We start from the raw sequence: 13,145 nt of genomic DNA on the forward strand, positions 1-13,145 counted from the left end.
GATTACACAAAACCCCAAACACGAAACCGTGTTTGGGGTCTGCGAAGAATCAGAGATCCTAATTAAGCTGCGACAGCCTTGTCTTCGGGCTCGATGAGGCCGTATTCGCCATCCTTACGGCGGAACATGATGGCCAGCTTGTGAGTCGTCTGGTTGTGGAAGACGACGAATGGGCGGTCATTGATTTCGAGGTCCATGATGGCTTCATCCGGATAAAGCGGGCGCACCTTGTACTGCTCCTGATGGACGTAGGCATGCTCGACAGTTTCGACTTCGCCATGAAGGTCGTCGGCGTGGAAAACCTTCTGCTCCAGGTGGCGGATGCTGCCGTCCTTGCGAGGACGGTGGCTCTTCAGGAGGCGGGTCTTGAACTTGCGCATCCGGCGGGCGATCTTGGAGATGGACTCGTCGATCGAGGCATAGATGTCTTCCGTGGTGCTCTTGGCTTCGATATGAATGTGGTCAGCGCAGAACAGGATGATTTCGGCGATCTGGCGGTGGTGCTCCACATCCAGGATGACTTTGGCCTCAATGATTCGCGGGTAGTCCAAGTGGAGGCTCTCGATCTTCTTATGAGAGTATTCACGGATGGCCTCTGTGATCTCGATATGACGGCCAGTGATGACGATCGGCAGGTTCACGTTATGTTTTTGCATGGTATGTATCCTCCTGTATTGGGGTTGGTTGAAAACGGTTGGGGGAAAGGGTGTTACATGGTGAAATCTTCGCCCAAGTAAAGGCGGCGGGCTTCAGGATCGTTGACGAGAAAGTCTTTGGTTCCGTGGCGTCGCACCTGGCCTTCGTAGATGAGGTAGGCACGGTCCACAATGTTCAGCGTTTCGCGTACATTGTGGTCAGTGATCAGGATGGCGAGCCCCGCACGGCGAAGCATGCGGATGATGTCCTGGATCTCACTGACGGCGATGGGGTCCACGCCGCTGAAGGGCTCATCGAGCATGAGCAGCTTGGGCTCAGTGACGAGGCTGCGGGCGATGGTGAGGCGGCGTTTTTCGCCCCCGGAAAGCGTGAGCGCCAGATTGTCCGCCACATGGTCAATGCCGAACTTTTCCATGAGCTGCTGGCACTGCTCCTCACGCTCCTTCTTGGTGTAGTTCTGCGTCTCCATGACGGCGAGGATGTTCTCGCGGACGGTGAGACGGCGGAAGATGGACTCTTCCTGTGGCAGGTAACCCATGCCGAGGCGGGCGCGCTTGAACATGGGCTGCTCGGTGGCGTCGTTACCATCGAAGATGACCTTGCCGCCGTTGGGACGGACGAGGCCCACAATCATGTAGAAGGTGGTGGTCTTGCCAGCACCGTTGGGGCCGAGGAGGCCGACGATTTCGCCAGCCCGGACCTCGATGTCCACCCCGTTCACCACGGCGCGGCCATCATAGACTTTTTTCAGCCCCTCAGTGTGCAGGAGCATGCTTCTTTCATCCGGGCCGGAGGCGGCGGCCTCAGAAGATTCGTCAACCGGGGCTCCGTCCCAGATGGGTGCGGAGTCGGTCGGGGTGGATGGACGCTTGGAACGTGCGGCTGACATGCCCGGATAATGAAAATTACAGGTTGTTGCGAGACGCCCCTGCGCCTTCCTCCTCCGACAGGATCACTGTGCGGGTGCGGCGGTTGGAGTTGAAGTTGCCCTTCTCATCGAAGGTCATCACGGTATCGGGCGTGATGGCCATCTGCATCACGTTTCCGGTCTGCACCTGGGGATTGTCACGCATGGTGATGATGCCGGTGGAGCCTTCATAGACGGCATTGCGGCAAAAGGCGCGCTGGAGTTCGCCGGAGGGATTGGCCTTTTCAATGCGCACCATGGGGCCAGAAGCGATGGCTTTTTTGACGGTGCTCTGGCGCTTCTCCGGCTGGCCTTTTTTACCGGCCATGATCGGATCAATAGCGGAAGGCTTCGGTGCCGGTTTGGCAGCTTTGTCCGTCGCCTGCGCCTCCTGCTCGAGGTGAACGATCAGCTCTTCGCACTCAATGTAGAACTGCGGGTGACGCGCGCGGACGTTGCCCGTGTAAATGAGGACGCGGGTGCTCGAGTCGAACACGCAGGAGTCGGACTCGATGACCGCCACAGGCTTTTTCCCAGATGCATCTTCCGGGGCGGCAGCCAGGGGCTGCAGGGCACCAGGAACCGGGCCAGGAGGCGCAGCCGGGGGCTGATCTGCCGCTGGGGTGGTGGTTGCGGAGGCAGCAGGCGGGGCGTCTCCGGCAGGAGTTTCACCCTGGGCACCCATCATTTTCTGGGCTTCCGGCAGGAGGGTTTTGGCGGCGGCTTTGGCAGCCTCGGCGGCCTGGGCCTTGACCTCAGGGGATTGCAGCGCGGCTTTGGCCGCATCGGTGAGGTTGCTGGGCAGTTTGCCCATCAGGCCCTTGGCGGTTTCCTTCGCCTTGTCCAGCTCACCATTGGCCTGGGCTTGGCGCAGCTTTTCAGCGGCGGACTGGAGCTGCTTTTTCTGGTCGCTGGTGGGGGTGGTGAGACGCGATGCGCCCTGCCCGCTGGCAAAGTGGACCATGCCGAGGACGGCAAGGGCAATGGTGGTGATCGTTCTCATAATCAGTTGGATGGTTGGCTTCCCTCCGATTTGCCAGAGACCGAGCCGCTGTCAAAGATCAAAGTGCGGACGCGGCCTTTCATGCTGCCCACGGACTGCGTGGTATCAAAGATCATGGAATCGCCTTCCATCTCGAAATCCGCACGGGCCACGCGACTGCGTTCGCCGCTGCGGAGGATTTTTTCGTCCATGTGGTAGTTGGCGCTTTTCAGTTCCACTCGCAGGGTTTCGGCAGGTGTCTTGCCGTAGATTTCCACGACGACGTTTTCAGCCTTCAGCAGGGTGTCGTCCAGGCGGGTCAGGGTCTTGGCCGTCAGCAGAGACGAGGCCTTGCCATCGCTGAAGGAGGGGACGGTGACGTCCTCATTCACAAACCCGAGGGGGATCATTTTGCCAAAGGCGCTCATGCCCCCGCCATCCTCAGATTCGGTGGCCGTCTGGGACAGGGCAGCCGCGGCGATGGCCAACAGGCCCATGCCCAGGCAGGGTCTCAACATTCTCAGCGTTTTACCTGACCTCATTTTAAGAATCCTCCGTCACCAGACTGTGAATGCGCCGCAGTTTTTCGACCACCTGAGCAATGTCAGACATTGGCACCTGGTTGGGCCCGTCGGAAAGAGCCTTGGCCGGGTTTGGGTGCGTTTCCATAAAAACACCATCGCAACCAGCAGCCACCGCAGCACGCGCCAAAACGGGGGCCAACTTGCCATCGCCTCCCGTGGTGGTGCCAAGGCCCCCTGGACGCTGAACAGAGTGAGTCGCGTCAAAAATGACCCGATAGCCCAGCTCCCGCATCCAGTATAGCGACCTCATATCCGTTACCAGGTTTTGATAACCAAAGGTGGTTCCACGTTCAGTAAAAAGAAAGTTTTCGCAGCCGACGGTGGCGAGTTTTTCGGCGATGTTTTTGACATCCCAGGGAGCCATGAACTGGCCTTTCTTCACATTCACGGCGCGGCCCGTCTCCCCAGCGGTCAGGATGAGATCCGTCTGGCGGCTCAGGAAGGCGGGGATTTGCAGAAGATCAACATGCTCGGCGGCGATCTTGGCCTCTTCAGGCGAGTGTACATCCGTGGTCACCGGCACGCCCAGTTTAGCACCGATCTCGGCCAAAATGCGGCAGCCTTTTTCCACGCCTAGGCCGCGGTAGGAGCTGATGGCGCTGCGGTTAGCCTTGTCATAGGAGGCCTTGAAGACCCATTTCAGGCGCAGGCTGTTGGCGATGGCCCCCAGTTTCTCCGCCACGTCCCAAATGAATTCCTCACTCTCGATGACACAGGGGCCGAGAATGAACAACGGCTGCGTACCATCCACCGGCACGGAACCCACCTTAACAACGGGAAGAGAGAGCATGAGAGATCAAAGGAAGCTGCCCGGTGGCCGTACGCCGTCGAGCGACTGTCAGAATAGCGAGGCCCGCCAGTTCTGACAACCTGCAAGTGCGGCCAAGTGCAAGGGAATGCATGAATCGAGATGCCCTGATTTCAAAATTCTCCTCAAACGGGCATTTCCAAAGGCACACCCTCAAATTTCAGCTTTCTGCTGTGAATATAAACTCCCCCTCAGGAGATTTAGAAAGGACCAGCGAAGAGCCGATGACGATGCAAGAGAGTGACCGGCCACGAGCGGAGCTTCATCGACGGTGGGGCCTGTTCATCTGCGCAAACAATGAAACTGAACAGGAAAGCTGTATCCATTGGAAACAGGAGCAAGTGCATCTGGTGCGCTCGCCAGGAATCGAACCTGGATATGCGGCTTCGGAGACCACCATTCTATCCGTTGAACTACGAGCGCGTTCAGGGTGAATCAAAGAATCGCACGCTCTGAGAGAGGCAGCAAGTGAGTTTTCATGCTGAGATGGCGACACCTCCCCTCCGCACTCCCCGTTGGCAGAGGCAGACAGGCGGTGCATAGTGGGCGAGTGCCGCTATCCCTCCATGACCTGACCTTCGACGAACTGCGCGATCTCCACGTGGCAGACGGCCTGCGCCCAGCCCATGTCAGCACGGTGTGGAATGCGCTGCATTTCCGGGCCGAGACGGATCTGGCAGCCCGGGCCGTGCGGGATGAATGGGTGCCGCCCTTGCGCCGCTGGCTGGCGGAAAAAGTGGGGGGCGAAGGCGGCTACACGATGGATCACCTCGCCGTGGCTTCCCACATTCCCAGTGGGGATGGACTGACCCAAAAGTTCCTGCTGCGCCTCCAGGATGGGCAGGAGATCGAAACGGTGATCATGGGCTACACCGGGCGTCACACGGTGTGTGTGAGCACCCAGGCGGGCTGCGCCATGGGCTGTGTGTTCTGTGCCACCGGGCAAATGGGTTTTGTTAGGCACCTGCGGCCCGGTGAGATCGTGGGCCAAGTGCTGCATGCCCAGCGCATCCTGCGGGCCAAAGGCGAGCGGCTGCGCAACATCGTCCTCATGGGCATGGGCGAGCCGCTGCATAACTACGACAACGTGATGAAGGCCCTGGACCTCATCAGCGACACGCGCGGCTGCAACATCGGGCCCAGCAAGATCAGCGTCAGCACCGTCGGCGTGGTGCCGGGCATCCTGCGTCTGGCGGCGGAAAACCGCCCCTACAACCTCGCCATCAGCCTGCATGGCAGCACCGAGGCCGAACGCGCCGCCTTGATCCCCGCCAATCAACGCTGGCCCCTGGCCGAGCTCATCGCCGCCTGTCACACCTACGGGCAGCAGACTGGCCGCCGCATCTTCTTTGCCTGGACTCTCATCGCAGGGGTTAATGACACGCCCGAGCACGCACATCGCGTCGCCACTCTCCTTGCGGGACTCGATGCCCACGTAAACCTCATCCCTCTCAATGAAACCGCCGGTTACAGCGGACGCGAAAGCGCCGGGAGTTCCGGCGATGTTTTCCAGGCCATCATTCAGGAAGCAGGTATCCCCTGCACCGTCCGCCAGCGCCGCGGTATCGATGTCGCCGCAGGTTGTGGCCAGCTCAAGGCCGAGAAACAAAAGAACCGCCGCCTCCAGCCCACATCAGCCTAACCGAAAGTTTGCTACCCCTGTTATCGCAGGATGCATCCTCCAGCAGAAAGGCCAAGCCGCGCAGCAGGCAAAGCCAAAGTACTCCAGAGCTTCAGCTCGCCCAATCTCCGCTACAGATTCGACCCGTTCCTTCAGGTAGGCATAACCCGCCTGATATCCGATGAATTAAAACCAATCGCTCCCAAGGGATATTGGAAAAGGTCGCCCACCCCTAGATCGTGAGATGACAGACAGGCCCGAGAGGAGTGCGGAGACTCTTCTCCGCCGTCATAACCCAGCGGCATAGCCGCCAAGATTCCTCCCTGAACTAACGAAAACCTCACGCCCCCTAGAATCTGAAAAGGATTGAGCCCGACAGTTCCTAAATCCACCCCTTGCCAGTATAACCAACAGTCAGACAAACGAACGTGATTCAAAGTCCCGCAAGGAATGGGACAGAAAGCCCCACTCCTTGTCAAAGTCCGCTCAATTCGTCCCGCGCAGAAACGCCAGCAAATCGGCCATTTGCTCTTTGTTGATCGCGCCTTCCAGGCCCGGAGGCATCAGGCTCTTGTCCGTGCTCACCATCTTTTTGATCTGGCTGCGCTGAATGGTTTCACTCAGGCCACCCATCATTTTCAGCGTCACACTGTCGGCGGATTCGGCGGAGATGAGACCGCTGAGAGCACGCCCGTCCTGCGTCTCAATGGTGTAGGCGCACCAGCGTGCTTCCACCATGCGGTTGGGGTCCAAGATGTCGGAGAGCAGCGCTTCCGGTGGCTTGGCCTTCACATCGGAAAGCGGAGGGCCGACCTCCACACCAAGATCGCCATGTTTGTGGCAGGTAATGCAGATCATCGCAAAGACCTGCTGGCCTTTTTTCGCATCCCCTTTTGCATGGGTGCTGTCCATGTAGTTGGCGATGACGGCGGCACGGTCCTCGCTCGGCTGGCCGAAGAGTTTCACGGCCAAATCACGCAGCTCACCCGTGCCACGCTGGTAGCGCCAGCGCGTCTCTACATCCACCAGCGCCGGGGAGAACTCACCCTTTTCCATGCGCTTGAAGAGGTCCAGCGCCGTCTTCGCATTCGAGGTCAGCAGCGTCACCAGATCCCGCCGCACAGTGGGCCCTGCAGCAGGTAGCAGGTCATAAATAAGTGGGGAGGCTTTGTCCGCCCCGTATTTCTTCAGCACGGCCAGTGCAGCCGTTTGCAACTCAGTGGGCTGGCCTTCCGCCAGCAGCTTGCGCAGCACCGGCTCCGCCTTGTTCCAGGAACGCTGAGCTAACAAAGGCATGACAGCAAGCCGCTGATCAAGAGGCGCCTTGCCATCCCCCATGACGGCATCAACCTGAGTCAGCAGCGCATTGATCTCCACGGCTGCTTTCTCCTGGCCTGCGGGAGGCTGGCTGACAAAGGCAGCCAAGGTTTTCGCCCCGAGCTTGCCCCCCGATTTGGGCAATCCTTCCGCGAGACCTTGCAGCACGGCAGGCTTCCACCAAGTGAGCTGGCCAGCCTGCGTCTCCACAGCTTTGAGAGCCGAGGTGAAATCACCTTTTTCACCACCGGCCGCCGCAGCACTGGCCAGGGCGCGCAGTGTATCCATGCGCTGGGCAGAGTAGGTCTTGGTCACCGCACCTTTTTCGATCACCCTGTTCAGCACAGCTCCGGCTGAATGGCTGCTGGCACTCAGCACGGCCCGCATCACCCAGACATCTTCCGGAGCTTTGCTGATGGCACTTGCTCGAGCCTCAATGACACCAGCTTCTGACGCGGTATCCTTGTCCGGCTGATTCAGAATCTGGAAAAAGGTCTCGCGATTTTTCCCCACTACCTCGGCTTTGCCGCCGACTGATTTTCCCTGCTCCACCAGCAGCCGCTGTGCCGTCTCGCGCTGCCAGGCGTTCTCATGCCCCAACCAGGCCGTGAGCTTTTCAATCTCTGTCGGTGCGGCCTCAATCTTCGGCACTTTCTGCCCTTTCTTCACGATGCGCCAGATGCGGCCTTCGTTCTCGCCCTGACGCATGTCATGCGTCTTCACGAACTCCTCCGGGAAGAAGCGAGCGTGGTCAATCCAGCGACGATAGATGTCGCAGATGTACATCGCGCCATCGGGGCCAGTGGTCATGTTGACCGGGCGGCTCCACTCATCGCTGCTGCGGAAGAACTCGGTGCGGTCGCCCACACGGGTGGCCTTCAGCGAGGCCCCGTTCGGCTCCACCTTGTAACGGGTCACAAGCTGCCCCGTCGGATCCGGCACAAAGACATTGTTCTTCAGTTCCGGCATGAGGTGTCCGCGATACACGCCCAGGCCGCTACAGGCAGTGTTGGTTCCCGCATGCGCATCTGCCGTGGTATGCGTGATCTTCAGCGGATAAACTCGCGTCTCAGCTCCAGGCGGGGCGATGTCTTCGTGGCCCTGGCTGATGCCAGCATGGGGATTGCGCATGACAGCCTCGTAAGGCATGACGGCAAACATCACGGGGTTGCGGTTCGAGCAGAAAAAGTGATGCCCATAGTCATCGAAGGCACCGCCGTATTGGCCATAACCGCTAGTGGGCTCGATCTTCCCGGTCTTCGGGTCCCAGCGGAAATTAAACCGGGCGACGTTGGCTGAGAGGAGCGTGGGCACTCCTGCCCGCTGCTTTTCCCCCGCGCTTGGCGCGCTGGTTTCTGAGGACGACACGAACCCTCTCTCGTCGGGGTAGATCTCCTTGGCGTCCAGACCGTTGTTGAAATACACTTTGTTATCCAGCCCCCAACGAGGGGCGCTGACCTGGAGCTGGCTGTGACGCGGATTGAAGCCCTTGATCAGCGGCTCATTAATGTCCGCCTTGCCATCGCCATTCGTGTCCTTGAGAAAGAGAATCTGCGTGCGGGTGGTGGCGATGAGCCCCCCATTGTAGGGCAGCAGGCCCTGCACATGATCCACGTGGTCGGCAAAGGTCACCGCTTTGTCCATGCGGCCATCGCCATTTTCATCGGAGAGAAGCTGGATGCGGGACAGGGCAGGCTTGCCCGGCTCTGGGCCGAGGGGGTAATCACGCATGTCCGCTACATACAGACGGCCTTGCGCATCCCAGGTGACTTCCACGGGATCGAGAACCAGGGGCTCCGCCGCCACAAGCTGCGCCTCATAGTCACCATCCAGTTGGATGGATTTCAACGACTCCTCAGGAGACAGCGCTGCAGTCTGGCCATCGCGCACACTGACATCGCTGCCGCCGCTGGCCTGGATAGGATTCCACTTTTCCTTGAACTGGCCTAACGGATGAAGTTCATAACGTCGCACGATCATCTCCGCCGCTTCGGTCTGGATGCAGATGCGACCTTCGGCAGGCTTGCAGTCAAACGCCTCATTTACCAGTAGGCCGTTGACGAAGTATTGCAGAGTGTCGCCTTTGGCGATGACTTCCATGCGGTTCCATTCGCCCACGGGGGAATCCGGATCATCCTTGCCACGGAAGTTGATCTTGTCCGCCCAGTCTTCGTCGCGCTTTTCCCAGTTGATGCGGCTGGTGGTCGTGACCGTCTGGCGCGGCGCCCCTTTCTTCCAACGCTTTTCCTTATCGCGATCCAGCTCGATCTCAGCAGTCACGCTGGTGGTCAGCGTCGTCCCATCCGCCAGTTTGGGCGAAAGCACCAGGATGTCACCGATGCCGCCTTCAATGATCTGAGCCTCAATGCTGGCCATCCAAGTATCACCCACGGTGCCGTGAGGTCCATAGGCATGAACGAGGATGCCGTTGTCACGAGCACGGTCCACACGCTTACCCCAAGTTTTTGCCCCCCACTTGAACTCCACCACCAGATGGTAGTCCTTGAAGCTTTCCTTCGTCACCATGTAGCCATAGCCCTTGCCACTGATGTGAAGCTCGTTGCCCTTGAGCTGAAAGACCTGATCCGCCGGATCATGGAAGTCTGCCTTGGGATTGATGTGGTATTCCACAGCCCCCGATTTCATGAGATCCAGCACATCCAACTTTTGAGTGACGGGCTGTGCCCCAAACAGGGCGGAACCGAATGCAAGGACACAAAGTAAAGTGGAGCGCATCATGATGGGGAGTACTACGATAGATACGGAACCAACCTTCCGGTGCTCAGCCTGAATGGCACCGGAGGTGGTGTTTTTGTGATTCAGAGGCAGCCTCCCAAAAGAAGGCAGTCGGCATGTTCCCATTCCGGCTGCCATTCATGAGACCGCAAAATGCCTCTACTTGCCAGTCGTCCACTTTTCCTTGAACTGGCCTAACGGATGAAGTTCATAACGGCGAACGATCATCTCTGCGCCTTCTGTCTGGATGCAGATGCGGCCTTCGGCAGGCTTGCACTCAAAGGCGGCATTGACGAGTTGACCGTTGACGAAGTATTCCAGCGTGTCGCCTTTGGCGATGACTTCCATGCGGTTCCACTCACCCACTGGCGAGTCCGTATCGTTCTTGCCCCGGAAATCAATCTTGTCCGCCCAGTCTTCGTCGCGCTTCTCCCAGTTGATGCGGCCTTTGGTCACTTCCTGGAGAGGAGCGCCTTTTTTCCAGCGCTTCTCCTTGTCGCGGTCCAGTTCAAATTCGGCCTTCAGGCTGGTGGTCAGTTCGGTGCCATCGGCCAGTTTGGGAGAAAGAACCAAGATGTCGCCAATGCCGCCTTCGATGATCTGCGCCTCGATACTGGCCATCCAAGTATCGCCAAAAGCGCCATGCGGTCCGTAGCTGTGGACCAGAATGCCATTGTCGCGGGCACGGTCCGCACGCTTGCCCCAGGTCTTCGGACCCCATTTGAAATCCACCACCAGGTGGTAGTCCTTGTACCCTTCCTTGGTGACCATGTAGCCGTAGCCTTTGCCGCTGATGTTCAGCAGGCCGTCCTTGAGCTGAAAGACTTCGCTAGCGGGATCATGAAAGTCAGCTTTCGGATTGATGTGGTATTCCACCTCGCCGGCTTTCATGAGGTCCAGCACATTGATGGTTTGGGTGACTGGTTCGGCGGCGAACAGCGAGGAGGCGGCCAAAGCGGCACAGAGATGTAGAAGGCGCATATTCATTCGGGGAGGGTGTCAGAGATACCAACGCCCTCTTGCAGCCCCCTCCTCCGCCCGAATGAAACCGGTGGTGATGCTTTTGTGATAGGGTCGTCCCACCCCATTAAAAAAACAGCCGGAACGTTTCCGTTCCGGCTGCGAGGAGAGGTTTCGACTAACAGAGGTTACGGCAGCGGGAAGCGCTCGTTCACGCTGGCGATCTCGGCGCGGATGGAGGCAAGGACTTCGGCGTTGTCCTTGTTGGTCAATGCGCGGTCGATCCAGTTGGCGATCTGCACCATCTCGGCTTCCTTCATGCCACGGGTGGTGACAGCCGGCGTGCCAATGCGGATACCACCACCGAGGGTGATCTTCTCGGTATCAAACGGGATGCCGTTCTTGTTCACCGTGATGCCGGCGTGGTCCAGGGTTTCGCTGGCCACTTTGCCATTCAGTCCGCGAGGGCGCAGGTCCACCAGCATGAGATGGTTGTCCGTGCCACCGCTGACGATGCGGTAGCCGAGCTCCGCCAGACGAGCAGCGAGGGCGCGGGCGTTTTTGACGACCTGCTGGGTGTATTCAACAAACTCAGGCTTCAGGCACTCGCCGAAGCACACGGCCTTCGCCGCGATGACGTGCATGAGAGGGCCGCCCTGAACACCTGGGAAAACCTGGCTATTGATCTTTTTGATGAGGTCTTCGTTGTTCGTCAGCACGATACCACCGCGAGGTCCGCGCAGGGACTTGTGCGTGGTGCTGGTGACGAAATCCGCGTATTCCATCGGGTTCGGGTGCTGGCCACCAGCGACAAGACCGGCGATGTGAGCCATGTCCACGAAGAGGTAAGCACCGACGCTCTTGGCGATCTCGCTCATCTTTTTGAAATCAATGATGCGCGGGTAGGCGGAGGCCCCGGCAGTGATCATCTTCGGCTGCTCGCGCTTGGCGACTTCGGCGAGTTCATCATAGTCAATGAGCTCATTGTCCTGACGGACGCCATACTGGCAGAAGTTGTAGAAGCGGCCGGAGAAGTTGGCCGGATTCCCGTGGGTCAAGTGACCGCCGTGGGCGAGGTTCATACCCAGCACCTTGTCGCCGGGCTGCAGCACGCTGAAGTAAACGGCGGCATTGGCCTGGGAGCCGGAATGCGGCTGCACGTTGGCATACTTGGCACCGAAGAGTTTGCAGACGCGGTCAATGGCGAGCTGCTCCACCTTGTCCACCTCTTCACAGCCGCCGTACCAGCGCTTGCCGGGGTAACCCTCAGCATACTTGTTGGTGAGGCAGGAGCCTTGCGCAGCCATCACCGCTTTGCTGGTGAAGTTCTCGCTGGCGATGAGCTCGATGTTGTTCTGCTGGCGATGCTGCTCACCGCGCACGATTTCGGCGACGGCTGGATCAGCGGTTTCAAGGATGGTGAGGGGGTGGAGTTGGGGCTGGGTGTTCATTTTGGCGACTCGGCGTCCGTGGCGGCCTCCGGCAAAGGGCGTCTTCAACCAGGCGTTGAGGATGTCTTTGGTGGTGGCTTCGGAAGTGGTTTTGGCAGCAAGGCACAGGACATTGGAGTCATTGTGCTCGCGGGTGATGGCGGCGGTTTCAGCATCGCTGACGAGGCTGGCCTGGATGCCAGGATGGCGATTGGCGGCGATGCTCATGCCGATGCCTGTGGTACAGACGAGGATGCCTGCATCGGCATCACCCGAAAGGACGCTCTGGGTGACCAGTTCAGCGTAATCCGGGTAGTCCACGGAATCGGCCGAATGAGTACCGAAATCCTGAACGGCATAACCGCTGCTTTGGAGATGGGCGACGACGGCGTCCTTCAGGCCCAGACCGCCGTGGTCGGAACCAATGGCGAGTTTCTGGGGCAGGTCTGAGGCGGTGGATGTGCTCATGGAGATGATTGGCGAAAAAGAGGGGGTTTTGAAAATGAAAAGATCGAATACAAAAATGAAGAAATCGAATGATGGACAGGGTGCGGCAGGAGGATGAATCACGGGAAAAGGCCTCGTTAAAGATGCCCTTTCCCCCGCTCTAATCCCCCTGCGTGCGACCTCGGCCGGCCTCCGCTTTCCAGGTTTGCTCGATGTAGGCGAGGACGCTGGGCAGCATCTTTTCCAGATGCTCCAGGGTCTCGCGATACTCGGAAAGATCACCTCCAAAAGGGTCGCTCAGGTCACGGCCACGTAGGCTATCTTCGGCCGTGAATTCGGAGACGAGGTACACTTTATCCTCCGCCTCCGGGTGGTTCATGAGGATGGCTGCCAGATGGCTGCGGCTCATGGCAAAGATGTGGGTGGCCTTTTCCACCAGATCCACGGTGACAGCCCGGCTTTTGTGCTTCGAAAGGTCCAGGCCCTTTTCCTTGGCCAGAGCGACGCTGCTGCGGCTGGCGGGATGACCTGAATAGGCACCGACACCGGCACTGCTGACGTGGTAATCGGCTAGGTCCTTCGTCAGGTCACGGAACAGCACCTCAGCCAGAGGGCTGCGGCAGGTGTTTCCAGTGCAGACGAAGAGGACGTTTTTCAAAAGGCGCGTGGGTTTCAGAGACTACGCCCCACCGGGCT

The 13,145-nt window shown here is 59.0% G+C and carries 10 protein-coding genes and 1 tRNA gene; 1 reads left to right on the plus strand and 10 read right to left on the minus strand.

All coding sequences use genetic code 11. The annotated features are described in order from the left end of the window. Positions 1–62: 62 nt before the first annotated feature. The 6 genes from hpf to ABEB25_RS07920 all read right to left on the minus strand — a co-directional run bounded on the left by hpf (position 63) and on the right by ABEB25_RS07920 (position 4,361). Positions 63–656 carry a ribosome hibernation-promoting factor, HPF/YfiA family gene (gene hpf, locus ABEB25_RS07895; protein WP_345735850.1) on the minus strand — a complete coding sequence of 198 codons (594 nt, stop codon included), beginning with the start codon at positions 654–656 and terminating at the stop codon, positions 63–65. A gap of 53 nt (positions 657–709) precedes the next feature. Beyond that, a complete protein-coding gene (gene lptB / locus ABEB25_RS07900; RefSeq protein ID WP_425571989.1) occupies positions 710–1,546 on the minus strand; it encodes an LPS export ABC transporter ATP-binding protein in 837 nt (278 codons plus the stop codon). Between the two features lie 16 nt (positions 1,547–1,562). Beyond that, the gene (locus tag ABEB25_RS07905; RefSeq protein ID WP_345735851.1) at positions 1,563–2,567 is read right to left on the minus strand and encodes an LptA/OstA family protein; all 1,005 of its coding nucleotides are present in this window, start codon (positions 2,565–2,567) and stop codon (positions 1,563–1,565) included. 2 nt (positions 2,568–2,569) lie between these two features. Further along, complete coding sequence (locus ABEB25_RS07910) at positions 2,570–3,064, minus strand: LptA/OstA family protein (protein ID WP_345735852.1); 495 nt, start codon at positions 3,062–3,064, stop codon at positions 2,570–2,572. 25 nt (positions 3,065–3,089) lie between these two features. Beyond that, positions 3,090–3,920: a 3-deoxy-8-phosphooctulonate synthase gene (gene kdsA / locus ABEB25_RS07915; protein WP_345735853.1), complete on the minus strand. Its 831-nt coding sequence runs from the start codon at positions 3,918–3,920 to the stop codon at positions 3,090–3,092. A gap of 366 nt (positions 3,921–4,286) precedes the next feature. Then, positions 4,287–4,361, minus strand: a tRNA-Arg gene (locus tag ABEB25_RS07920). Positions 4,362–4,488: 127 nt separating this feature from the next. Here ABEB25_RS07920 and rlmN point away from each other — a divergent pair. Beyond that, entirely contained in the window at positions 4,489–5,580 is a 1,092-nt protein-coding gene (gene rlmN / locus ABEB25_RS07925; RefSeq protein ID WP_345735854.1) for a dual-specificity RNA methyltransferase RlmN, read from the plus strand. Between the two features lie 465 nt (positions 5,581–6,045). Here the strand turns inward: rlmN and ABEB25_RS07930 are convergent, their stop codons facing one another. The 4 genes from ABEB25_RS07930 to ABEB25_RS07945 form a co-directional block, all read right to left on the minus strand. Continuing rightward, on the minus strand, positions 6,046–9,615 hold the full coding sequence (locus tag ABEB25_RS07930) for a PVC-type heme-binding CxxCH protein (protein WP_345735855.1): 3,570 nt from the start codon (positions 9,613–9,615) through the stop codon (positions 6,046–6,048). A 156-nt stretch (positions 9,616–9,771) separates the two neighbouring features. Next, complete coding sequence (locus ABEB25_RS07935) at positions 9,772–10,599, minus strand: 3-keto-disaccharide hydrolase (RefSeq protein WP_345735856.1); 828 nt, start codon at positions 10,597–10,599, stop codon at positions 9,772–9,774. A gap of 161 nt (positions 10,600–10,760) precedes the next feature. Beyond that, positions 10,761–12,470 carry a ribose 5-phosphate isomerase B gene (rpiB, locus tag ABEB25_RS07940; protein ID WP_345735857.1) on the minus strand — a complete coding sequence of 570 codons (1,710 nt, stop codon included), beginning with the start codon at positions 12,468–12,470 and terminating at the stop codon, positions 10,761–10,763. A gap of 139 nt (positions 12,471–12,609) precedes the next feature. Continuing rightward, positions 12,610–13,107, minus strand: coding sequence for a low molecular weight protein arginine phosphatase (locus ABEB25_RS07945; RefSeq protein WP_345735858.1), 498 nt, complete (start codon positions 13,105–13,107; stop codon positions 12,610–12,612). Between the last annotated feature and the right edge of the window lie 38 nt (positions 13,108–13,145).

It is taken from the genome of Prosthecobacter algae, from assembly GCF_039542385.1.
Lineage (GTDB): Bacteria > Verrucomicrobiota > Verrucomicrobiia > Verrucomicrobiales > Verrucomicrobiaceae > Prosthecobacter > Prosthecobacter algae.

Bases quoted from the DNA above. Each gene is read 5' to 3' on its own strand.
- rpiB (WP_345735857.1), bottom strand. From the start codon at position 12,470: ATGAGCACATCCACCGCCTCAGACCTGCCCCAGAAACTCGCCATTGGT.
- hpf (WP_345735850.1), bottom strand. From the start codon at position 656: ATGCAAAAACATAACGTGAACCTGCCGATCGTCATCACTGGCCGTCAT.
- ABEB25_RS07910 (WP_345735852.1), bottom strand. From the start codon at position 3,064: ATGTTGAGACCCTGCCTGGGCATGGGCCTGTTGGCCATCGCCGCGGCT.
- ABEB25_RS07930 (WP_345735855.1), bottom strand. From the start codon at position 9,615: ATGATGCGCTCCACTTTACTTTGTGTCCTTGCATTCGGTTCCGCCCTG.
- ABEB25_RS07935 (WP_345735856.1), bottom strand. From the start codon at position 10,599: ATGAATATGCGCCTTCTACATCTCTGTGCCGCTTTGGCCGCCTCCTCG.
- kdsA (WP_345735853.1), bottom strand. From the start codon at position 3,920: ATGCTCTCTCTTCCCGTTGTTAAGGTGGGTTCCGTGCCGGTGGATGGT.
- ABEB25_RS07905 (WP_345735851.1), bottom strand. From the start codon at position 2,567: ATGAGAACGATCACCACCATTGCCCTTGCCGTCCTCGGCATGGTCCAC.
- lptB (WP_425571989.1), bottom strand. From the start codon at position 1,546: ATGTCAGCCGCACGTTCCAAGCGTCCATCCACCCCGACCGACTCCGCA.